The sequence below is a fragment of the Bacillus cereus group sp. BceL062 genome (genome assembly GCF_051780025.1).
GTDB classification, from domain to species: Bacteria; Bacillota; Bacilli; order Bacillales; family Bacillaceae_G; genus Bacillus_A; species Bacillus_A toyonensis.
Map to the genome: position 1 here is coordinate 118,927 of NZ_JBPWGY010000015.1, position 20,090 is coordinate 139,016.

Consider the following 20,090-nt stretch of genomic DNA (forward strand, 5'->3'; position numbering starts at 1 on the left):
TATATTGTAAGTTATGATAGATATATCGAAAAAATCGTTGATATATCCCGAGTTATGATAGATATAATTGAAAAATCGTTGATATAATTACCCCGTTAATGCCCCACTGATTAAAGTTTCACTTTATCGCTTCTCAATCGCCACAATAAATGGCGGGTTATTTTGCTGGTTAATGAAGCCGTATCGCAAAACGTGAGCTTGTTTTTGGTCGAGTTCTTCTGCAAATTTAAGTACAGCGTCGCGTTCTACTTGTCCTTCTGGATGTCCGTGGTAAATGACAAGGACGATGATACCTTCAGGTGCCATTACTTCTAATAATTGTTCGATCGCCGAAATCGTTGAGTTCGGCTTTGTAACGATATGTTTGTCTCCGCCTGGAAGGTAACCTAAGTTGAAGATTGCGCCTGTTACTTTTCCTTTTGCATCTTCTGGTAATACGGATACAAGTGTATCGTGACTATCGTGAACTAAAACAGTACGTTCGAAAAGTTTTTTTTCTTTTAGACGGATAGTAGAACTTTCAATTGCTTCTTTTTGAATATCAAATCCAAATACTTTTCCGTTATCTCCAACAATTTCAGCTAGGAAGCAAGCATCATGACCATTTCCGAGTGTTGCATCTACAGCGTAATCGCCTTCTTTAACAGCCGTTTGCAGCAGCGAGCGAGCAAACGGTAATACACGTTCTAATTTCATTTTTGTTTCTCCTCATTTGCATATTTTCCTTGCCAGCTTCCGCGGCGTACAAATTCTGCATCGATGGAATTTAATACTTCCCATTTATTTAAGCTCCACATTGGGCCAATCATTAAATCAGGTGGACCGTCACCTGTGATACGGTGCACAATTACGTCTTCTGGAATCATTTCAAGTTGGTCAACAACGAGACTTACGTAATCTTCAAGAGAAAGAAACTCCAATTGTCCTTTTTCATATTGCTTCACCATTGGCGTTCCTTTTAATAAATGAAGCAAATGAATTTTAATTCCTTGTACGTCAAGCTTCGCTACTTCACGAGCTGTTTCCATCATCATGTCGTAATCTTCAAGTGGAAGACCATTAATAATATGAGAGCAAACTCTAATGCCGTGCTTACGTAATTTATTTACACCTGCAACGTAAGACGGATAATCGTGGGCGCGGTTAATAAGATTGGCAGTACGTTCATGGACAGTTTGTAGTCCAAGCTCAACCCAAAGATAAGTGCGTTTATTTAAGTCCGCTAAATATGCAACGACATCGTCCGGTAAACAATCTGGACGAGTTGCGATAGAAAGACCGACAACGTCTTTTTCTGCTAGAAGCGGTTCAAATTTTTCTTTTAACACTTCAAGTGGAGCATGTGTATTTGTGTACGCCTGGAAATAAGCGATACATTTTCCGTCTTTCCACTTTGCGTGCATTTTTTCTTTCATTTCATGATATTGCGTTATAACATCATCGCGGCGATCGCCAGCGAAGTCACCAGATCCAGCGGCACTGCAAAATGTACAGCCACCATAAGCAACTGTACCGTCACGGTTCGGGCAATCGAAGCCAGCATCTAATGAAACTTTAAAGATTTTTTCACCAAATTCATTTCGTAAATGGTAATTCCATGTATGATAACGTTTATTGTCGTTTGTATATGGAAAAGGGTTTTGAACCTTCATTACTTTCCCTCCTAAGACGAGTCAAAATGAAACAAATAAAATCCATTATAACATACTCATAAGGTTCAGATGGAAGGGACACACTAAAGGGGAATTGAAGCAAGGAGGGACAATTATGGCAGAGCGTCAATCACTTGAATCGTATATTACACAGGCGGAACAAGCGGTGGAATATGCGAAAGAGCAATTAGATCTTGGTATGAGACAAGAGCATTACAATACGATGGAGTATTCAGATGCACAGTTACAATTAGAACAAGCATATAACGATTTACAAACGATGCAACAACATGCGAATGATGAGCAACGTGAGCAGTTAAATAGAGCACGTATGGCAATTCGCCAATTGCAACATCAAATGATTATTACACCGCACTAATAAGGAGTGAATGTAATGGCGAAACGTTCAGATCAAAATAACCCAGAGCAAAAAACACAAAATGGACATAACGCTGAATTTTCGAATGAGCTTGATCCAGTTGTGCAAGTGAAACAGCGCAACAGTAAAAAAGGACAACCTCAAAGATCGAAGCAATCAGAGTAAACCAGGTCGAAATATGACCTGGTTTTATTTTATTATATTACAATAATGTAAGATTCCTGTAAGGTTTGTCGATAGTTGTGAGCAGCTTTCTCCAGTAGAGTAAGGAAGGATTAAATTTTATACAAGGAGTTGCTTTATGGGGGACAATATTACAAACAAACGAATTGATGAGTTAGATTATATTCGTGGTTTCGCACTACTGGGGATTATTTTAGTAAATATTCTTGCACTACTTAATATTAAAATTCCAGACCCTAATACAGTGGATGCAAGTTATCAAAGGTTTCTATACTTATTTGTAGAAGGTCGTTTCTTCTCAATCTTCTCATTCTTATTTGGAGTAGGATTCTATATCTTTATAACGAGAGCAATTGCGAAAGGGAAGAATGGATATGTTCTATTTCTACGCCGAGTAGTTGCACTATTTATTTTCGGTTTGATTCATTACATGTTTCAGCCAGGAGAGGCATTAACGTTATATGCAATTTGCGGGTTAATCGTTTTACCATTTTATAAAGCGAAAAAACAAGTGAACTTAGTTATTGGCCTTATTTTAACAATTGCTTTTAGTGTAATGGGGATTAAAGAACTATTACCACTCGGCTTAATTTTATTAGGTCTTGCTGCAGGCCAATATCGTGTATTTGAAAATCTCACGCAAAATATAAAGAAAGTCGCTATTTTTACAGGTATTATGTTTGTTTTAAGTGTCATAGCTGTATGGTATCAATATGGATACGTTCCTGCTGAACCATTTATAAATATGATACTTGAGAATGAGGATGGAACAATGAATGCTGCAAGCCAATTTTTAAAAATTGGTGTTACAGTTGGACCGATTATTTCAGCATTCTATGTTGGAGCATTAATTTTATTACTTCAACTAAAATCAGTTCAAACATTGTTAGCACCACTGAAATATTATGGCCGCATGGCTTTAACGAATTATATTGGACAAACTGCAATGATTTTAATCGCAGGAAGTGTATTTAACTTTGCAGAAAACTTAACTTACATGCAGACGTTATATGTGTGTATTGCAATTTATGCAATTCAAATTGTATTTAGCGTCATTTGGATGAAGGTCTTTAAAATGGGTCCACTAGAATGGATTTGGCGTGTTATTACGTATTGGACGGTAACACCTTTAAAGAAATAAAGAGAGAAGTGGGCTGTTCCTTTTGTGGAACAGCCTACTTTTATTTTCAGCTTTTGTCGGTAAGTCAATATAATTTCATTTACGGATGTACCATTTCAAAAAGTGAACGAATTTGTATTTAAAGGAAAAAAGCCAACCTTACATGCTCAGCCTTTTTATATTACAAAAGTGTAAGGTAAATGTAATGTTAACAAATAGCAGTTCCCCTCCAAAAAGCGCAAAATAGGTAATGGAAAAACAAGCATAGGAGGATATATATGACGAAACCAGTTGTAGACGTGAAAAACGTTCAAAAAGTGTATGGTAAAAAAGGTGAGAACCAATCACACGCGTTAAAAGGTGTATCATTCTCAATTCAAGAGGGTGAGTTTGTAGGAATTATGGGACCATCTGGTTCTGGTAAAACGACATTATTAAATGTAATTTCAACGTTAGATAAAGCAACAGGCGGCGTTGTTGAAATTGCGGGTACGGATATTACAAAAATGAAGCAAGGTGAGCTTTCAGATTTCCGTTCACAAAAGTTAGGATTCATCTTCCAAGACTTTAACTTATTAGAGAACTTATCTATTTACGAAAACATTGCACTTCCACTTTCACTTCAAGGTGTTTCATCACGTAACATTGGACCGAAAGTAGAAAAAGTAGCAGATATGTTAGGAATCACAGAAATACTTCAAAAGTATCCATCTGAAGTATCTGGTGGACAGAAACAACGTTCAGCAGCAGCACGTGCTTTAGTACATGAGCCAGCAATTATTTTAGGGGACGAGCCAACAGGAGCGCTTGATTCTAAAAATGCAGCGAGTTTACTTGATGCGATGACAAACTTAAATGAAGATCAAGGCGTATCTATTATGATGGTTACACATGATCCGTATAGTGCAAGTTACTGTCAGCGTATTTTATTCATTCAAGATGGTGAGCTATATAAAGAAATTCACCGTGGTGGTACACGTGAAGAGTTTTATAAAGAAATTTTAGATGTGCTTGCAGACTTAGGCACACAAAAAGCGTAAGAAAGGAGGTTCTAGAGCATGTTATTTAAACTTTCCATGTCAGGACTAAAAAGTAAGCTGAAAGATTATATCGTCTTACTTGCCGGCCTTGTCATGTCTATTTCAATTTTTTATATGTTCCAAACATTAGCGTTAAACGAGGCCTTCCTTAAGGAAAATTCTACTATTGGTCAAATTGGATTTGTATTCCAAGCAGGTTCATTTTTACTAGCTATTATAACATTCTTCTATATTTTATATGCGAACTCTTTCTTACTATCTCTTCGTCAAAAAGAGTTTGGTATGTATATGATGTTAGGAGCAAAAAAGCATAAAGTTACATTACTTATGTTTATTGAGACAATTGTATTAGGGGCCGCGTCTCTTGCGATTGGACTTGCAGTTGGTGTAGGACTTGCTGAAGGTATTGGTCAGTTGTTAATGAAACAACTCGAATTTGCGGGTGAAGGTTATAAAGCATTTTATTTACCATCCATGACTGTTACTTGTATCTTCTTCTTTGCACTATTTGTATTATCAGCAATTATGAACAGTATTAAATTATCTCGCATTTCTGTATTACAACTTGTACATGCAGATGCACAAACAGAACGTGTTGCGGTAAAAGGTAAAATGACAGGTTTAGTTGCATTCCTTGCGGTTATTTTATTAGGTATTGGCTATGCATCAATGATTTACATGGAAAAACTAAGAGAAATGGGAATCATTATTGCATTAATTACAACAACAGCTGGTACTTACATGCTATTTGGATCGCTTCTTCCTGTTATTATTAAAAAGTTAAAAAGTAATAAAAAACGAAGCGAAAAAGGGCTTAACGCTTTTACTTTTGCACAATTAAACTTCCGTATTAATAGTTTAACGAAAGTGCTTGCGACAGTAGCAATGTTAGTTGCTCTTGGAGCGGGTGCAATTTCAGGTGGTATGGCGTTTAAAAATAACGTTATAAAAATGGTTGATGGTGTAGAGATTTACGACTCAGTAGTTCATAATCCAACAGCTGAAGAAAAGAAAATTTTAGATGGTATATCATTTAAAAATAAAGCTGAGTACCGTTATAAAGTAGATGATAAGTATGTTTATTATGTAAAAGAAGATTTAGAGAAACAAAAGCCACTTATTCGAGATGGTGTAGGTAAAGAGAATTTCGGTAAATATAAAGAAATTTCAGGAGAGGCTCCAGTAGGTACAGTAGCAGGAGTGAGATCAGAGCAAGATCAAAATGAAAAAGCGATGCCTGAAGAATGGGATGAGTTATTTAGAACAATCCAACCATATTATATATACCAAGATCGTGCTATTAAAATTGTGGATCAAAAAATGTACGATACTGTAAATGGTAAAGAAGGAATCGTATTTACTGGAAAAACAGACGATTTCGTAGCATACACAAAAGAATGGAAAAAAATTGACGAGTTGCAGCTAGTTAAATATAAAAATGTAAAAGCTGAGCAAATGAATAGTAAATATCAAATGTATGACATGTTCTACGGTGTTGCAAGTGGAACTGTATTTATGGGCTTCTTCCTTGGAATTGCTTTCTTAGCAATGATGGCAAGCTGTCTCATGTTTAAAATTCTTTCTGGTGCATCAAAAGATATTACGCGTTATCAAATGCTTCGTAAAATCGGGGTGCGCCGTGAATTATTAACAAAATCTATTTATAAAGAGTTATTCTTAGTATTCCTATTCCCGGCAATTGTAGGTATTGCTCACGTATTAGTTGGTATGAATATTTTCGGATTTATTTTAGTCGATCCGTACTTCCGTATTTGGGTACCAATTGTAATTTTCGTAGTTATTTATGCGATTTATTACTTCATTACAGTTCAATTGTATAAAGGAATTGTTCTTCCAAAAGAGGACTAATAACAAAAATACCGAGCATAGGGTGCTCGGTATTTTTTGTTATTTTCAGAAAAAATAACAAAAAAACATTGATATGTTACTTAATTATGTTATAAAATATAATTAAGTAACATAAATTGAATGTGTAAAGTAGCAGAAAATGAAAGGAGGAATTCAACTTGCAGAAAGAAGATGGATCTTTATTTGAAGTTATAAGTATAGCGCTAAGGTCCAAAGAAGTTTTACTATTTTCATCTTTATCCCTCGTTATTTTTCTAACCGCAACGTATTTTTACAATAGTAAGTTTCCAAATCATAAATATCCAGAATTTTTAGGTGCATTAAAGTATATCGCTTCAATTGTATAGCGTAAAAAATTTAAAAGGAAATGGATAATACATGGAATTCCCATAGCATGATAAGGTAAAATGGACAACATGATGAGAAAATTACCGTTCATAAGATGAGGAGAATACATGTATGGAAGTTGTAGAGGCATTAAAAGATATAAGCCAAATTGAGGCTATGAAAAAATATTTGAAAGAGCATTCCCAGCGAGATTATCTTTTATTCGTTATTGGAATTAACACGGGTTTAAAAATTACTGAGCTCCTTAGTATGAAGTTTGAAGATGTATTAAATGAAGATGGAACTGCTAAAGAGTTTTATTCTCTTCCTGTGAAAGATGAAAAATTTAAACAAGATATTTATTTAAATACAAAAGTAAAAGAAGCGCTTTTAGCGTACGTACAATCTTTTGATGTTCAAAGAGAAAACTACGTATTTCAATCTAATAAAACGACAAATTCAATTACGCGTCAACAAGCTTATCGGGTGATTCATAATGCTGCGGAAGCAGTTGGAATTGTTGGGAAGATTGGAACGAATTCAATGAGAAAAACATTTGGGTTTCACGCGTACAAAAGAGGAATAGCGATTGCGCTACTGCAAAAACATTTCCATCATGCAACGCCATCAGAAACGCTCAAATATTTAGGTATTTCAAAAGATGAAAAGTTTAAAACGGAGATCGATGTAGATTTGTAAAAGCCGTAACTAAAAATTTTAGGGGGCGGAAAATATGAATATTAGAGAAAGTGAACTTCCGGGTATTGGTTGTAAGTTTGAAGTAATTACGAAAGGTAATGAAAAAATGGTTATCGTTATTCATGATGATGGAAGAAGAGAAATGTATCATTTTGATGTGGATCATGATGAGAGTATTTCAAGCATTTCTCTTCGCGATTCTGAAGCGAGACAAATTGCGGCTATATTAGGCGGAATGGTCTATAGGCCACAAGCGTTAGACACGATTGAGATGGCTTTTGAAGGATTATCAATTGAGTGGTTTAAAATAGAAAATAACGCACCAGTCGTACAAAAGACAATTGGTAGTTTACATGTTCGAAAAACATATAACGTAACAATCATTGCTATTTTGAAAAAGAATATGAAGAAATTTTTCAATCCAGGTCCAGATTCTATCATTGAGGCTGGTGATATGCTCGTATTATCGGGTGAAAGACATGAAGTGAAGAGAATTATTAATGAGTTGCTTTCAGCGGGAGGTGACTCATAATCGATGGATACTTTAGTCTTTGAAGTTGGAACTGCGTTAGTATTAGTAGCTTTTGCAGCTATCCTCGCTGCAAAGTTAAAGTTTTCGATTATTCCGTTTCTCATTATACTCGGTATGCTAGTGGGGCCTCATGCCCCAGATTTAGGGCTTATCGATTTAAGGTTTATTGAAAGCGGAGAAGTAATTTCCTTCCTCGGCCGTGTTGGCGTCATATTCCTCTTATTCTATTTAGGCTTAGAATTCTCAATAAAAAAATTAATTAAATCCGGAAAGTCGATTGCTTTTGGGGGAACTGTTCATATATCGCTTAATTTTATATTAGGTTTGCTTTACGGATATATAATGGGTTTCCCCTTATTAGAAACATTAATTATTGCCGGAATCATAACAATTTCCTCGAGTGCAATTGTCGCAAAAGTAATTGTTGATTTAAGGCGATCTGGTAATAAAGAGACGGAGCTAATTTTAGGAATCATTATGTTTGATGATATCTTTTTAGCTGTATATTTGTCAGTTGTTTCAGGGTTAGTACTCGGAGGGGCAACGTCATTTGTAGGTGCTCTTACATCTGTTTTAATCGCAGTAGGCTATATGTTATTATTCTTTATAATCGCTCGAAAAGCTACGCCGTTCCTAAATAAAGTATTAGATATTTCGTCTAATGAAATTTTTATTATCGTAATATTCGCTATTTTATTCTTTGTGGCTGGTTTTTCAGAAACGATTCATGTTGCTGAGGCGATTGGAGCGTTATTATTAGGGCTTGTCTTTTCTGAAACGGAGCATAGTGATCGAATCGAGCATCTTGTCGTTCCGTTTCGTGATTTCTTTGGAGCTATATTCTTTTTCAGTTTCGGTTTAAGTATAGATCCATTTTCTCTTGGAGGAGCCGTGTGGTTGGCCTTAGGAGCAGTTTTCATTACTCTCATCGGTAATTTTATCGCTGGAATGGCTGCGGGACGTAAAGCAGGGTTATCATATAAGGCATCTACGAATATCGGACTAACGCTTGTATCACGCGGAGAATTCTCCATTATTGTCGCGAATATTGGAATTGCGGGCGGCTTAATGGCGACGATTAAACCATTCTCAGCTTTATACGTGTTAATATTGGCATCGTTAGGACCTTTGTTAACGAAAGAGTCTGGGAGGATATACTCTCTGTTGGATAAAATATTTAAATGGAGCGCTAAAGAACGTGTGAGGCGAGAAAAAGAAGTTGGATAATATAAATAAGAGAAGACTGCATACACATCATGCAGTCTTCTCTTATTTATATATTGTTACTGCTGTCGTTTTTTTTCGGTAAGTCGATATAATTAGAAAATCTCTGATATATTTTCAAGCGACAATCAATATAATTTCATTTACCAACAAACCATTATCTGAATTTCATCAACTATTAATCAGTTGCCTTCCTATTTAAAAACGACTACAATTTTACTGTTATATATGAACGAAAAAAATAGAATAGGAGGGGAGAATATGCCAAGGAAAGTATGGCTATTAGTAGCTGGGATGATTATTAATGTCACGGGTGCTTCTTTTTTATGGCCTTTTAATACAATTTATTTGCATGATCATCTAGGGAAATCTTTATCAGTGGCTGGAATGGTATTAATGATCAACTCGCTTACTGGTGTAATCGGAAACTTGCTCGGCGGTGTTTTATTTGATAAATGGGGCGGTTATAAATCAATTTTAGTAGGAATTGTCATTACACTCGTATCGATTTTAGGTCTTGTGTTCTTCCACGGTTGGCCGTTATATGTTGTATGGCTAGCATTAATTGGCTTTGGTTCTGGAATGGTCTTTCCATCGATGTATGCGATGGTTGGTACAGTTTGGCCAGAGGGCGGAAGACGAGCATTTAATGCGATGTATGTTGGACAAAACGTTGGTATTGCGATTGGAACAGCGTGCGGTGGTTTAGTTGCGTCGTATCGTTTTGATTATATTTTCTTAGCGAACTTTATTTTATACTTTGTTTTCTTCTTAATTGCTTTTATTGGATTCCGTGGTATGGAAGACAAAAAAGGGTCAGAGGTACAAAAAGAAGTCGAAACGAAAAAAGGGTGGTCACTTACACCGGGATTCAAAGCACTTCTTATTGTGTGTGTAGCATATGCTTTATGCTGGGTTACATACGTACAGTGGCAAGGGGCGATTGCAACACATATGCAAGAATTAAATATTAGCCTTCGTCACTATAGTTTATTATGGACGATAAACGGAGCGATGATTGTTTGTGCGCAGCCGCTCGTTAGTATGCTAATTCGCTGGATGAAGCGTTCTTTAAAACAACAAATTATGATTGGGATTTTCATTTTTGCGGCTTCATTCATTGTGTTAAGTCAAGCGCAGCATTTTACGATGTTCCTCGTTGCTATGGTAACATTAACGATTGGTGAGTTATTCGTATGGCCAGCGGTTCCGACCATTGCAAATATACTTGCACCGAAAGATAAATTAGGATTTTATCAAGGGGTCGTAAATAGTGCGGCGACTGTAGGGAAAATGTTCGGACCAGTCGTTGGCGGAGCAATTGTTGATTTATACAATATGGAAGTATTGTTTATCGCGATCATGGTAATGCTTGTAGTAGCGCTTATAGCAACGAGCATTTATGACAAACGAGTAAAAGTAGAAGAAACAGTTGAAGAAAAAATTGCAGTTTAGTTTGACGGAACATGTAACATGTTTTAGAATATATTTAAATTAACTCATATTTGTAATAACAGTGAAAAGGAGTAGTAGTAATAGAAGCTGGTTTAGAGAGTTGACGGTCGGTGCAAGTCAATCCACGTTTCGTTATGAACTCGCCTTTGAGTTGCAGTTGTGAAACTAATAGTAGCAATTGCCGTTAATCCACGTTACGGATCTAAGCGAATGTATATTTTACATTAATTTAGGGTGGTACCGCGGGAATCTATAACCTCTCGTCCCTTTCTAGGGATGAGAGGTTTTTTGTATTTTGGGCGGTGAAAATAAATAGAATTTCAAGGAGGGTATCTCATGAGCTTTAATCATCAAGAAATTGAGAAGAAGTGGCAAGGATATTGGGAAGAGAATAAAACATTCCGTACGCCAGATGAGACAGAAAAACCAAAATTTTATGCACTAGATATGTTTCCATATCCATCAGGTGCAGGCTTACACGTAGGACATCCAGAAGGTTATACAGCGACAGATATTTTATCTCGTATGAAGCGTATGCAAGGATATAACGTTCTTCATCCAATGGGATGGGATGCATTCGGTCTTCCAGCAGAGCAATATGCACTTGATACTGGAAACAGCCCGGCAGAATTTACAGAGCTTAATATTAATACGTTCCGTAATCAAATTAAAGCATTAGGCTTCTCTTATGATTGGGATCGTGAAGTAAATACAACGGATCCAAACTACTACAAGTGGACACAATGGATCTTCTTAAAACTATTTGAAAAAGGCTTAGCTTACGTTGATGAAGTACCTGTAAACTGGTGTCCAGCGCTTGGTACAGTACTTGCAAACGAAGAAATCATTGACGGTAAGAGTGAGCGCGGTGGACATCCAGTTGAACGTCGTCCGATGAGACAGTGGATGTTAAAAATTACAGCTTACGGGGATCGTTTATTAGAAGATTTAGATGAGCTTGATTGGCCGGAAAGCTTAAAAGATATGCAGCGTAACTGGATCGGTCGTTCTGAAGGTGCAGAAGTTCACTTCAACATTGATGGTACAGATGAGAAGTTCACAGTTTTCACAACGCGCCCTGATACATTATTTGGTGCAACATACTGTGTACTTGCTCCAGAGCATGCACTTGTTGCTGAAATTACAACAGCAGAACAAAAAGAAGCTGTAGAAGCTTACATTAATTCTGTAAAAATGAAGAGTGACCTAGAGCGTACAGAACTTGCGAAAGAAAAAACTGGTGTATTCACTGGTGCTTACGCAGTTAACCCAGTAAACGGTGAGAAATTACCAATCTGGATTGCTGATTACGTTCTTGCAACTTACGGAACAGGTGCTGTAATGGCAGTTCCAGCTCACGATGAGCGTGACTATGAATTCGCATCAGTATTCAATCTTCCAATGAAGGAAGTTGTAAAAGGCGGAGACATTACGAAAGAAGTGTACACAGGTGATGGTGCACACGTAAACTCAGCATTCCTTGATGGACTAAATAAAGAAGAAGCAATCGCAAAAATGATTGAATGGCTTGAAGTAACAAGTGCAGGAAATCAAAAAGTAACGTACCGTCTACGTGACTGGTTATTTAGCCGTCAACGTTACTGGGGTGAGCCAATTCCAGTAATCCATTGGGAAGATGGCACAATGACAGCTGTGAAAGAAGAAGAATTACCGTTAGTTCTTCCGAAAACAGAAAACATCCGTCCTTCAGGTACAGGGGAATCACCACTAGCTAACATCGAAGAGTGGGTAAATGTTGTTGATCCTGAAACTGGTAAAAAAGGTCGTCGTGAAACGAACACAATGCCACAATGGGCTGGTAGCTGTTGGTATTACCTACGCTACATGGATCCAAACAATAACGAAGCACTTGTAGATCCTGAAAAAGTAAAACAATGGCTTCCAGTTGATATTTATATCGGCGGTGCAGAGCACGCTGTACTTCACTTACTATATGCTCGTTTCTGGCATAAAGTATTATACGATATCGGTGTAGTTCCAACGAAAGAACCGTTCCAACAATTATTCAACCAAGGTATGATTTTAGGTGAAAACAACGAGAAAATGAGTAAATCAAAAGGTAACGTTGTAAATCCTGATGATATCGTAGCGAGCCACGGTGCAGATACACTTCGTCTATACGAAATGTTTATGGGACCATTAGATGCTTCAATTGCTTGGTCTGAAAATGGTCTTGACGGAGCTCGTCGTTTCCTAGACCGCGTATGGCGCCTATTCGTTCAAGATAACGGTGAATTAAGTGAGAAAATTACTGATGCACCAAATAAAGAGCTTGAAAAAGCTTACCATCAAACAGTGAAGAAAGTAACAGAAGACTATGCAGAGCTTCGCTTCAACACAGCGATTTCTCAAATGATGGTATTCATCAACGATGCATACAAAGCTAATACACTTCCGAAAGAATATGTAGAAGGTTTCGTAAAAATGATTGCACCAGTTGCACCTCATATCGGGGAAGAACTTTGGAGCAAGCTTGGTTACAATGAAACAATCACATATGCAAGCTGGCCAACATTTGATGAGTCTAAACTTGTAGAAGATGAAGTTGAAATCGTTGTTCAAATTATGGGCAAAGTTCGCGCAAAATTAACAATGAGTAAAGACGCATCAAAAGAAGAAATGGAACAACTTGCACTTGAAGCAATTAAAGAACAAATCGAAGGAAAAACAGTTCGTAAAGTAATTGTCGTTCCTGGAAAACTTGTTAACGTTGTTGCAAACTAATGAATGAAAGAAAAGCTCAGAGCCTTTATGCTCTGGGCTTTTTTATATAGAAAATAATTTCTGGATCGTCTTCATCTAGGTTTTCAATTATTCCACTACGCATAAATCCATTCGCTTTAAAAACTTTTTGCATATTTGTATTCGATTCGTTCGTTGAAGAAAATATTTTTTGAGTAGGAGAATTACTTAACATATAGGAGATTAATGAGCTTGCATGACCTTGTTTTCTTTTTGTTGGCGAAACAATAATTAATGAGAGGAACGTGTAGCCAAAGAAGTTCGTATCATACGTCAGAAAACCTAAAATAGAATTGTCTTCTTTTACAATGATGCATTGCTCCTTATCAATAGCGTGTTTAATATAATTTCGTCTACTATCGTCTCCAATTACATCAATATCTATATGTAAGATTGAATCTAAATTGTCGTTTGAAGCTTTTGTAACGTTTCTCAATAGAAATGCCTCCTTTTAAAGTGAAGAAAGAATAATTAGTCAATTGATTCTATCATGAATGAGGAAAAAGGTGAGGAATTCTTATGCAGACAAACACCTATTTTTAACTAGGAAATATGATACAAAAGGTAGGTTAAATTGAAAACAAGGGGTGAAAGGAATGAAAGGGATGGACAATAATGCACCGCATGGCTTCTTCGGAGGTGGATCGGATAGTTATGAACAAATGATGTTAATGGGAGGAGCAGGGCAACAAGGATACGGTGGAATTCCGAGCTGGATGGGTGGAGCACATGGAGGATTTCCAACATCAGTAGCAGGCATGCAAACTGGATTTCCAACGTTAACGGGAGGATTTCCGACATCAGTAGCAGGCATGCAAACTGGATTTCCAACGTTAACGGGAGGATTTCCGACATCAGTAGCTGGCGCACAAACTGGAATTCCAGTAGGAGTACCAACTACATTTCCTTCTTTCGTTGGAGGGGGACAGACAGGATTCCCTGTACCAGGAGTAGGTGTTGTAGCAGGAGGAGTAGGTGGGTATCCGCAAGTCATACACGGTCATCACCACCATCAAGGTCAACATGGCCATCACGGTCATCACCACCATCAAGGTCAACATGGCCATCATGGTCATCACCACCATCAAGGTCAACATGGCCATCACGGTCATCACCACCATCAAGGTCAACACGGCCATCATGGTCATCACCACCATCAAGGTCAACACAGCCATCATGGTCATCACCAACAACAAGTACATCACCACGGTCACCACCACATTCATCCGCAAGCTGTTCTTTATCAAACTCACCAAGGCCAACACGGTCATCAAGGCCAACATGGTCACCATGGACATCACCAAGGTCATCAAGGCCAACATCATGGACACCAAGGTCACCACCACCACCAAGGTCATCAAGGCCAACATCATGGACACCAAGGTCAACAGCACCAACAGCACCAACAATATCAGCAATATCAACAACAGCAACAATCTTCTCCTTGGACAGGGGGAATTGGAGCAGGAGGAGCAGGGGCAGCAGCAGGAGCAGCTAGTATTAGTGGAGCAGCAGGACACGCGGGGCACGTGGGTCATTAATGAGCTGCAGAAAAAAAGACATAATAAAAAACTGCTAGGAAATCCTAGCAGTTTTTTTCAGCTTCTTGGCGCTGACGTTCGATTTCAGCTCGAAGTTGTGGTTCTGGTGCTTGCCAGCCTTCTGGTTTTAAAATTTTGCCGTCGCCTTCACGGAATCGAGGTTTCCCATCAGGGAATAGTTTTGCCATGTTTGCGTTGTTTACAATCTCGAATCCTTTATCTGGACGTACGCCCATTTCTGCAAACGTTCCGAATGCAAAGTAAATAAGGTCAATAAGTGCATCGTATTGATCTTCAACAGTAGTTGCTTCTAGAAATTCTTCTAGCTCTTCTTGCATAAAACTTGCACGGATTTTTGCGCGCTCTTCTGTTAGTTTTGTTGGAGTATTTGTTACAGGATGTCCGAAATCTTCATGCATTTTTGCAACAAGCTCGTATCCTTTATCTAAACCTTTTTCGTTTGTCATGTTGTTTCATCCTTTCTCACTTTGTGCCGAATTTCATTGTAACATAAGGTGATTATTAAATAAAAAAAGGATGTTCTAAAAATATATTGAAACATTCTCTTCTTATTATAGGTTGTTACTATTGTCAATTTTTGTTGGTAAATCGATATTTTGTGTCGAATCGTTGATATATTTTGAGTTATGGTAGATATATTTGAAAAATCGTTGATATAAATTCATGTAATGTAGCGCTGATTCCAAAATAGAAAATGAAAAGGATGTCATCTAGTCAAAAATCTCGACTTATGAGACATCCTCGCTCGTTATTCTTCTTTTTTTATTAAAATGGATAAAATAAGGTCGATGCCGAACATACCAACGAGTAACATCGGTATAACGACAAGTAAATAACGTGTGAAGGAAACATTTTTTAAGTATGTATGAGCAAATAAAAAGACGCCGAGAAATAAAATACCGTTTAAAATAGGCTTTACTAATTTTTTAGACATAAGCTCCCCCATAAATATCTTCTCTCTCTATCTAAAATAAAAACTCCTCTATCCGTTGTATCATGCCGGAGAGAGGAGTTCAATCATTTCTCATTCAATCACACCAGAATTTGTAATATTTACGGTGTATTTTATATGAATCGGAACATCTTTGTACATTTGTTTCCACTCTTCTAATTTGAATGGGCGATAATGGTGTTTATATTTTGCTCCTAGCCCGAGGGGATCGACGCCTAAAGATTTGAACTGCTTAATTAATTTGGCAGCCTGTACATCCAATTGTTTTTGGACATTTTTTTCAATGTTTTTTGTGTTCTTGTTATTTTCTAAGTTAATTTGTTTCGATAGTTCTTGAATACGTGCATCAAGATGAACATGAATGAAAAAAGAAGGCTTTCCGTTTTTAATCTTTATATCGTAAGTTGGAACAGAACGAATATTATTAATCATTACGTACGCAGAATCTGTTTTAAATTCATGTGAATCTAATTTATGTTTCTCTAACAGTCCTTTAAATATGAACATATCTTTTTGCGCAATTTTACCGATATATTTATCCTTTTTAAAAAGACCAATTCCGGTGATTTTTATTTTATCACCATGTTTCTTTAAAATTGGAATATAGTAGTCTTGTCCTTCTTGATAATAACGGAATGCTCCTACATGCAGATTATCTCTTGGTAAAGGACCGGTCTCCATATTATGTTCTAGCAACTTTTTTATATAAATTGCAACGTTGTATGAGGTTGTATATTTGCCTTTTAAAAGTTCAGTACCATTCCCCTCTAATAAAGCAGCATATAAAGCGTTCCCTATATTCACATCTCGAAGTAATGTATCGAATGAAGTAGACATTCCTTTTTTGGCAAGTCTTATAGTATATAGAGCGACACGCATTTGTCCGCTAGCAAACGGTTGAGAAGATTCTAAAGATGTGTCTGCTTTTACTTGTTTTACCGCATTGGCGCTACCTTCAAAAACTTGAACTTTATTTCCTTTTTTCTGAATGGGACAAACGAATGTCACTTTTACTTTATTATCCTTTGCTACATCAAAAACGCTTCCTTGAATAAGTTGTACATCATCGATAATATTTTTTTGTAAACATCCGGTTAAACTGAAGAATGTTATACAAGAAATAAGTATTAATTTACTTGTGCTTTTGATTTTTTCCATTTTCTTTTCACCCACACAATAATAAATAGGATTGGGATGTATACATAAATGAGCCAAAAACTAACTTTTGATGCATTACTAATAAAATTGTTAATATCGTGCCTGTTTGTTAAAAGTTGTGAAACAATAAGAGTGATAAAGATAAAGGCAATTAAAATACCTCTTTGTTTTACACGAAATATTTCGTGAGTGCCTCTCATTGCCGCCCATAAAGGAAGGATAAAACTTGTAATAATAACGAGTGCATAAGCGGAAATTGCGATATATTCGAGCCTTTCTATAAATGGTAATTGAATGACTTGAGTCATGGAAAGCTGTGCCCATATTGTTTTTAATAATTGCTTCTCACTAAAAAATGTAAATGCTAAAAGGGTACTAAATAAATATAAAAGGTTTGAAAATAGTGCCCCGTATTGAGCGTATTTATGAGATTGCATAGGTTTTTTTACAAATGGATACACCATGAGGTAAATCTCAAAACCGGTCATACTGTAGATGGACAGTTGAGAGGCTTTTAAGATATCTGAAAAAGAATGTGTGAATATAGGAAGTAAATTATCCCAATGTGAGTATTTCAAAACAAATAGGCTAAGCAATAAATATCCCAATGTACCACCAACAGATATAACACAAATACCAGTAATGACACGAAAGCCAGAAGAAATAATGTAATAGCTAACTAAGCATAAAAAGACTGTTAACATCCAAGTTGAAGCGGTAGGAAACATCCACACTTGAATAATTTCAACGTATGTTCGAATGACGGAAATACTGACGATTAAAAAATAAGCAGCAAAGATGATATTAATACCGTCCCCAAGCCATTTTCCAAATGTTTGCCGATGTAAATCAATTAAATTACCGTTTGTTTCTTTTAATAAGACATACATCATCCATATAAGAATATGGATACAGAATCCTGTGATTAAAACTCCCATCCAGCCGTCGTATCCAGCAGCTTTTGCGATAATTCGAGCGAATCCGAGAACTCCGGCACCAAATTGTGCACTGTGAATTAAGAAGAAAACAAAGACAGGAGATATTTGATATTTTTCTTGAACTTTACTCATCAATGCACCTCATTTCTTAATCATCAAAGTCCGATCTATGTTTTGTTGAAATTCCTTTTGCTGCTTTTTTTACATGTTGTGGTCTTGCTTGCACATCTCTTGTATCAATCATTGTTAAAGGGAAACGAATCCAAGAATCTTTAACGGATTGTTGTCTTGTCGGATAAAACAAAGCGTACGGCTTACGTAAGGACGTAAGCCTGAATAGATGAGTAAATAAGAAGATAAATCCAAGAGAAATCCCGAAAAGTCCTCCTATTTCTGCAAACATAAGAAAAGGAAAGCGTAGTAATCGAACAGCGTTACCCATTTTATAAATAGGTGTAATAAAAGAAGCGAGTGCTGATAATGCAACAATAATTAATAAAATATTACTCGTTAAACCAGCTTGTACAGATGCTTGCCCAATTACGATACCGCCTACAATACCGAGTGTTTGACCAACTTTCATCGGTAACCTCGCGCCAGCTTCTCTTAATAAATCGATTGCAAGTTCTAAAAAGAGCGCTTCAATTAAAGGTGGAAACGGTACTTGTGCCCTTGATAAAATCAAAGTTTCAAGTAAGTCACTTGGAATGAGTTCATAATGATAATTTAAGACTGCAACGTATAACGGTGTAGCGCAGATTGAAAATAGAACGGCGATTAATCTTAAAATCCTTGAAAATGTAGCGTACATCCAGGAGACGTTATAGTCTTCTGGTGAAATGAAAAAATCGAAATAGGATACTGGAGTAAGTAGCACGCTTGGAGAACCATCAACAAAAATAGCGATTTTTCCATCAATGAGTGCTTTTGTAACTCTATCAGTGCGTTCTGTATTGATATAGAGAGGGAAAATCGATTTTTCACCCATCAATTCTTGTATATAAGCACTATCATTAATTTGATCATATTCAAGAGCGCGTAATGATTCCTCGAGAAAATCAACATTATCTTTTTCAGCGAGATTGTCTAAATACATCATGACAACTTTTGTTTTGGAAAACTCGCCGATAATCATTTCTTTTGTTTGTAAATCTAAAACAGGAAGACGTTTTCGAACTAAATTAATGTTTGTATCAATATCCTCTACGAAACCTTCTTGTGGCCCAATAACAGTTGATTCGTTTAAAGGAGGGGTTGGTGCACGATAATTATCAATTGCAATGTTTGCAAGCATACATTTTTGATCTTGCTGCTTCAATTGAATAATTGCATGTCCTTTTAAAACCATGTCCTCAATTTTTTGTAAGTCGTTCGTAATTGTGATACCACTCATCGGAATATGTTCCTTCAGTTCTTCTAGTGAAGCATTAGGTCGTTCCAAAAGAGTAGGCATTAAATACTTTTGCAATTTCTCCCCATCAAGTGAAGGACGATAGTAAGAAATCCAATATGGCATCGTTTCATCATCAGATGTGTGATAATTAACAAAATCACTAGACTTCTTGAGCTTCTCTATTAAATCTTGTAGTGAATGAATACGATCTTTTTCTGGCTTCGAAAAATCATAAATACTATTACTTCCAGAGCTTTGTTGTTTATTCTGAGAAGAATCATTTTGTTTCGAGTTTTGCTGTTTCTCATGAGAAGCTTCGTCTTGTTTAGAATTTTGTTGTTTCTTATGAGAGGAATCGTCTTGTTTCAAGTTTTGCTGTTCCTCATGAGAAGAGTCGTCTTGTTTAGAATTTTGTTGTTTCTCATGAGAAGAGTCGTCTTGCTTAGAATTTTGTTGTTTCTCATGAGAGGAATCGTCTTGTTTCGAGTTTTGTTGTTTCGCATGAGAAGAGTCGTCTTGCTTAGAATTTTGTTGTTTCTCATGAGAGGAATCGTCTTGTTTCGAGTTTTGCTGTTTCTTATGAGAGTAATCATCTTGTTTCGATTTTTTTTGCTCGCTACTATCACCTTTATTATGTTTCATACTTCTAGTCTGATCTTTGTTCACAATCTCTTGATTACTAGGCTGCTGCTTCGGGTTATCTGCTTCTTTTGTCTCTGTTGAATTTGATTTTTTTTTCTTACGTAGCCAATTCCAAATCATATGTATGCCCTCTTTGATTTTTGTAATATAGTGCTATTTTGTGGCTAATTTTGTATATTATTCATTTATTTATGAAAAGAAG

20 protein-coding genes and 1 other annotated feature are annotated in these 20,090 nt (G+C 36.6%); of the genes, 12 read left to right on the forward strand and 8 right to left on the reverse strand.

All coding sequences use genetic code 11. The features are described 5' to 3' along the window. Positions 1 to 123: 123 nt before the first annotated feature. Positions 124 to 696 carry a class I SAM-dependent methyltransferase gene (locus ACS2MN_RS27230; protein ID WP_000764466.1) on the reverse strand — a complete coding sequence of 191 codons (573 nt, stop codon included), beginning with the start codon at positions 694 to 696 and terminating at the stop codon, positions 124 to 126. Further along, positions 693 to 1,652: a TIGR01212 family radical SAM protein gene (locus tag ACS2MN_RS27235; RefSeq protein WP_000868008.1), complete on the reverse strand. Its 960-nt coding sequence runs from the start codon at positions 1,650 to 1,652 to the stop codon at positions 693 to 695. The genes ACS2MN_RS27230 and ACS2MN_RS27235 overlap by 4 nt, the downstream gene beginning before the upstream one ends. Positions 1,653 to 1,767: 115 nt before the next feature. Between ACS2MN_RS27235 and ACS2MN_RS27240 the strand changes: the two genes are divergently transcribed. From ACS2MN_RS27240 to leuS, 11 genes are all read left to right on the forward strand, one after another. After that, positions 1,768 to 2,031 (forward strand): YtzC family protein, encoded by a 264-nt coding sequence (locus ACS2MN_RS27240; protein ID WP_000840865.1) that lies wholly within the window; start codon positions 1,768 to 1,770, stop codon positions 2,029 to 2,031. A gap of 15 nt (positions 2,032 to 2,046) precedes the next feature. Beyond that, on the forward strand, positions 2,047 to 2,196 hold the full coding sequence (locus tag ACS2MN_RS27245; protein ID WP_001129345.1) for a hypothetical protein: 150 nt from the start codon (positions 2,047 to 2,049) through the stop codon (positions 2,194 to 2,196). 136 nt (positions 2,197 to 2,332) lie between these two features. After that, complete coding sequence (locus tag ACS2MN_RS27250; protein ID WP_087970528.1) at positions 2,333 to 3,355, forward strand: DUF418 domain-containing protein; 1,023 nt, start codon at positions 2,333 to 2,335, stop codon at positions 3,353 to 3,355. 257 nt (positions 3,356 to 3,612) lie between these two features. After that, positions 3,613 to 4,374 (forward strand): ABC transporter ATP-binding protein, encoded by a 762-nt coding sequence (locus ACS2MN_RS27255; protein ID WP_000165849.1) that lies wholly within the window; start codon positions 3,613 to 3,615, stop codon positions 4,372 to 4,374. Positions 4,375 to 4,392: 18 nt separating this feature from the next. Then, positions 4,393 to 6,243, forward strand: coding sequence for an ABC transporter permease (locus ACS2MN_RS27260; RefSeq protein ID WP_346994436.1), 1,851 nt, complete (start codon positions 4,393 to 4,395; stop codon positions 6,241 to 6,243). Between the two features lie 158 nt (positions 6,244 to 6,401). Beyond that, positions 6,402 to 6,590: a hypothetical protein gene (locus ACS2MN_RS27265; protein ID WP_001168331.1), complete on the forward strand. Its 189-nt coding sequence runs from the start codon at positions 6,402 to 6,404 to the stop codon at positions 6,588 to 6,590. A 112-nt stretch (positions 6,591 to 6,702) separates the two neighbouring features. Continuing rightward, positions 6,703 to 7,269, forward strand: coding sequence for a tyrosine-type recombinase/integrase (locus tag ACS2MN_RS27270; protein WP_000454204.1), 567 nt, complete (start codon positions 6,703 to 6,705; stop codon positions 7,267 to 7,269). A gap of 34 nt (positions 7,270 to 7,303) precedes the next feature. Beyond that, a complete protein-coding gene (locus ACS2MN_RS27275) occupies positions 7,304 to 7,801 on the forward strand; it encodes a cation:proton antiporter regulatory subunit (protein ID WP_001026058.1) in 498 nt (165 codons plus the stop codon). 3 nt (positions 7,802 to 7,804) lie between these two features. After that, positions 7,805 to 9,028, forward strand: coding sequence for a cation:proton antiporter (locus ACS2MN_RS27280; RefSeq protein ID WP_438894802.1), 1,224 nt, complete (start codon positions 7,805 to 7,807; stop codon positions 9,026 to 9,028). 258 nt (positions 9,029 to 9,286) lie between these two features. Next, positions 9,287 to 10,480 carry an MDR family MFS transporter gene (locus ACS2MN_RS27285; RefSeq protein WP_346994434.1) on the forward strand — a complete coding sequence of 398 codons (1,194 nt, stop codon included), beginning with the start codon at positions 9,287 to 9,289 and terminating at the stop codon, positions 10,478 to 10,480. A gap of 52 nt (positions 10,481 to 10,532) precedes the next feature. After that, positions 10,533 to 10,751 (forward strand) — a binding site (T-box leader). Positions 10,752 to 10,816: 65 nt separating this feature from the next. Continuing rightward, positions 10,817 to 13,225, forward strand: coding sequence for a leucine--tRNA ligase (gene leuS / locus ACS2MN_RS27290; RefSeq protein ID WP_000009472.1), 2,409 nt, complete (start codon positions 10,817 to 10,819; stop codon positions 13,223 to 13,225). A 25-nt stretch (positions 13,226 to 13,250) separates the two neighbouring features. Here the strand turns inward: leuS and ACS2MN_RS27295 are convergent, their stop codons facing one another. Beyond that, entirely contained in the window at positions 13,251 to 13,679 is a 429-nt protein-coding gene (locus ACS2MN_RS27295; protein ID WP_346994433.1) for a GNAT family N-acetyltransferase, read from the reverse strand. A gap of 151 nt (positions 13,680 to 13,830) precedes the next feature. On the opposite strand from ACS2MN_RS27295, the gene ACS2MN_RS27300 reads away from it, so the two are divergent. After that, positions 13,831 to 14,784 carry a hypothetical protein gene (locus ACS2MN_RS27300; RefSeq protein ID WP_346994432.1) on the forward strand — a complete coding sequence of 318 codons (954 nt, stop codon included), beginning with the start codon at positions 13,831 to 13,833 and terminating at the stop codon, positions 14,782 to 14,784. 44 nt (positions 14,785 to 14,828) lie between these two features. Here ACS2MN_RS27300 and ACS2MN_RS27305 read toward each other — a convergent pair whose 3' ends face one another. From ACS2MN_RS27305 to ACS2MN_RS27325, 5 genes are all read right to left on the reverse strand, one after another. Then, complete coding sequence (locus ACS2MN_RS27305) at positions 14,829 to 15,251, reverse strand: hypothetical protein (protein WP_000180546.1); 423 nt, start codon at positions 15,249 to 15,251, stop codon at positions 14,829 to 14,831. A gap of 302 nt (positions 15,252 to 15,553) precedes the next feature. Then, positions 15,554 to 15,739: a hypothetical protein gene (locus ACS2MN_RS27310; RefSeq protein WP_000038783.1), complete on the reverse strand. Its 186-nt coding sequence runs from the start codon at positions 15,737 to 15,739 to the stop codon at positions 15,554 to 15,556. Between the two features lie 90 nt (positions 15,740 to 15,829). Then, positions 15,830 to 16,915, reverse strand: a complete 1,086-nt coding sequence (locus ACS2MN_RS27315) for a Ger(x)C family spore germination protein (RefSeq protein WP_346994431.1) — start codon at positions 16,913 to 16,915, stop codon at positions 15,830 to 15,832. Then, complete coding sequence (locus ACS2MN_RS27320) at positions 16,885 to 17,985, reverse strand: spore germination protein (RefSeq protein WP_088055567.1); 1,101 nt, start codon at positions 17,983 to 17,985, stop codon at positions 16,885 to 16,887. The genes ACS2MN_RS27315 and ACS2MN_RS27320 overlap by 31 nt, the downstream gene beginning before the upstream one ends. Before the next feature lie 16 nt (positions 17,986 to 18,001). Beyond that, positions 18,002 to 20,008, reverse strand: a complete 2,007-nt coding sequence (locus tag ACS2MN_RS27325) for a spore germination protein (RefSeq protein ID WP_200203437.1) — start codon at positions 20,006 to 20,008, stop codon at positions 18,002 to 18,004. Positions 20,009 to 20,090 lie beyond the last annotated feature (82 nt).

Coding starts and splice junctions, on each gene's coding strand:
- ACS2MN_RS27230 (WP_000764466.1), bottom strand. CDS start 696: ATGAAATTAGAACGTGTATTACCGTTTGCTCGCTCGCTGCTGCAAACG.
- ACS2MN_RS27235 (WP_000868008.1), bottom strand. CDS start 1,652: ATGAAGGTTCAAAACCCTTTTCCATATACAAACGACAATAAACGTTAT.
- ACS2MN_RS27240 (WP_000840865.1), top strand. CDS start 1,768: ATGGCAGAGCGTCAATCACTTGAATCGTATATTACACAGGCGGAACAA.
- ACS2MN_RS27245 (WP_001129345.1), top strand. CDS start 2,047: ATGGCGAAACGTTCAGATCAAAATAACCCAGAGCAAAAAACACAAAAT.
- ACS2MN_RS27250 (WP_087970528.1), top strand. CDS start 2,333: ATGGGGGACAATATTACAAACAAACGAATTGATGAGTTAGATTATATT.
- ACS2MN_RS27255 (WP_000165849.1), top strand. CDS start 3,613: ATGACGAAACCAGTTGTAGACGTGAAAAACGTTCAAAAAGTGTATGGT.
- ACS2MN_RS27260 (WP_346994436.1), top strand. CDS start 4,393: ATGTTATTTAAACTTTCCATGTCAGGACTAAAAAGTAAGCTGAAAGAT.
- ACS2MN_RS27270 (WP_000454204.1), top strand. CDS start 6,703: ATGGAAGTTGTAGAGGCATTAAAAGATATAAGCCAAATTGAGGCTATG.
- ACS2MN_RS27275 (WP_001026058.1), top strand. CDS start 7,304: ATGAATATTAGAGAAAGTGAACTTCCGGGTATTGGTTGTAAGTTTGAA.
- ACS2MN_RS27280 (WP_438894802.1), top strand. CDS start 7,805: ATGGATACTTTAGTCTTTGAAGTTGGAACTGCGTTAGTATTAGTAGCT.
- ACS2MN_RS27285 (WP_346994434.1), top strand. CDS start 9,287: ATGCCAAGGAAAGTATGGCTATTAGTAGCTGGGATGATTATTAATGTC.
- leuS (WP_000009472.1), top strand. CDS start 10,817: ATGAGCTTTAATCATCAAGAAATTGAGAAGAAGTGGCAAGGATATTGG.
- ACS2MN_RS27305 (WP_000180546.1), bottom strand. CDS start 15,251: ATGACAAACGAAAAAGGTTTAGATAAAGGATACGAGCTTGTTGCAAAA.
- ACS2MN_RS27310 (WP_000038783.1), bottom strand. CDS start 15,739: ATGTCTAAAAAATTAGTAAAGCCTATTTTAAACGGTATTTTATTTCTC.
- ACS2MN_RS27315 (WP_346994431.1), bottom strand. CDS start 16,915: ATGGAAAAAATCAAAAGCACAAGTAAATTAATACTTATTTCTTGTATA.
- ACS2MN_RS27320 (WP_088055567.1), bottom strand. CDS start 17,985: ATGAGTAAAGTTCAAGAAAAATATCAAATATCTCCTGTCTTTGTTTTC.
- ACS2MN_RS27325 (WP_200203437.1), bottom strand. CDS start 20,008: ATGATTTGGAATTGGCTACGTAAGAAAAAAAAATCAAATTCAACAGAG.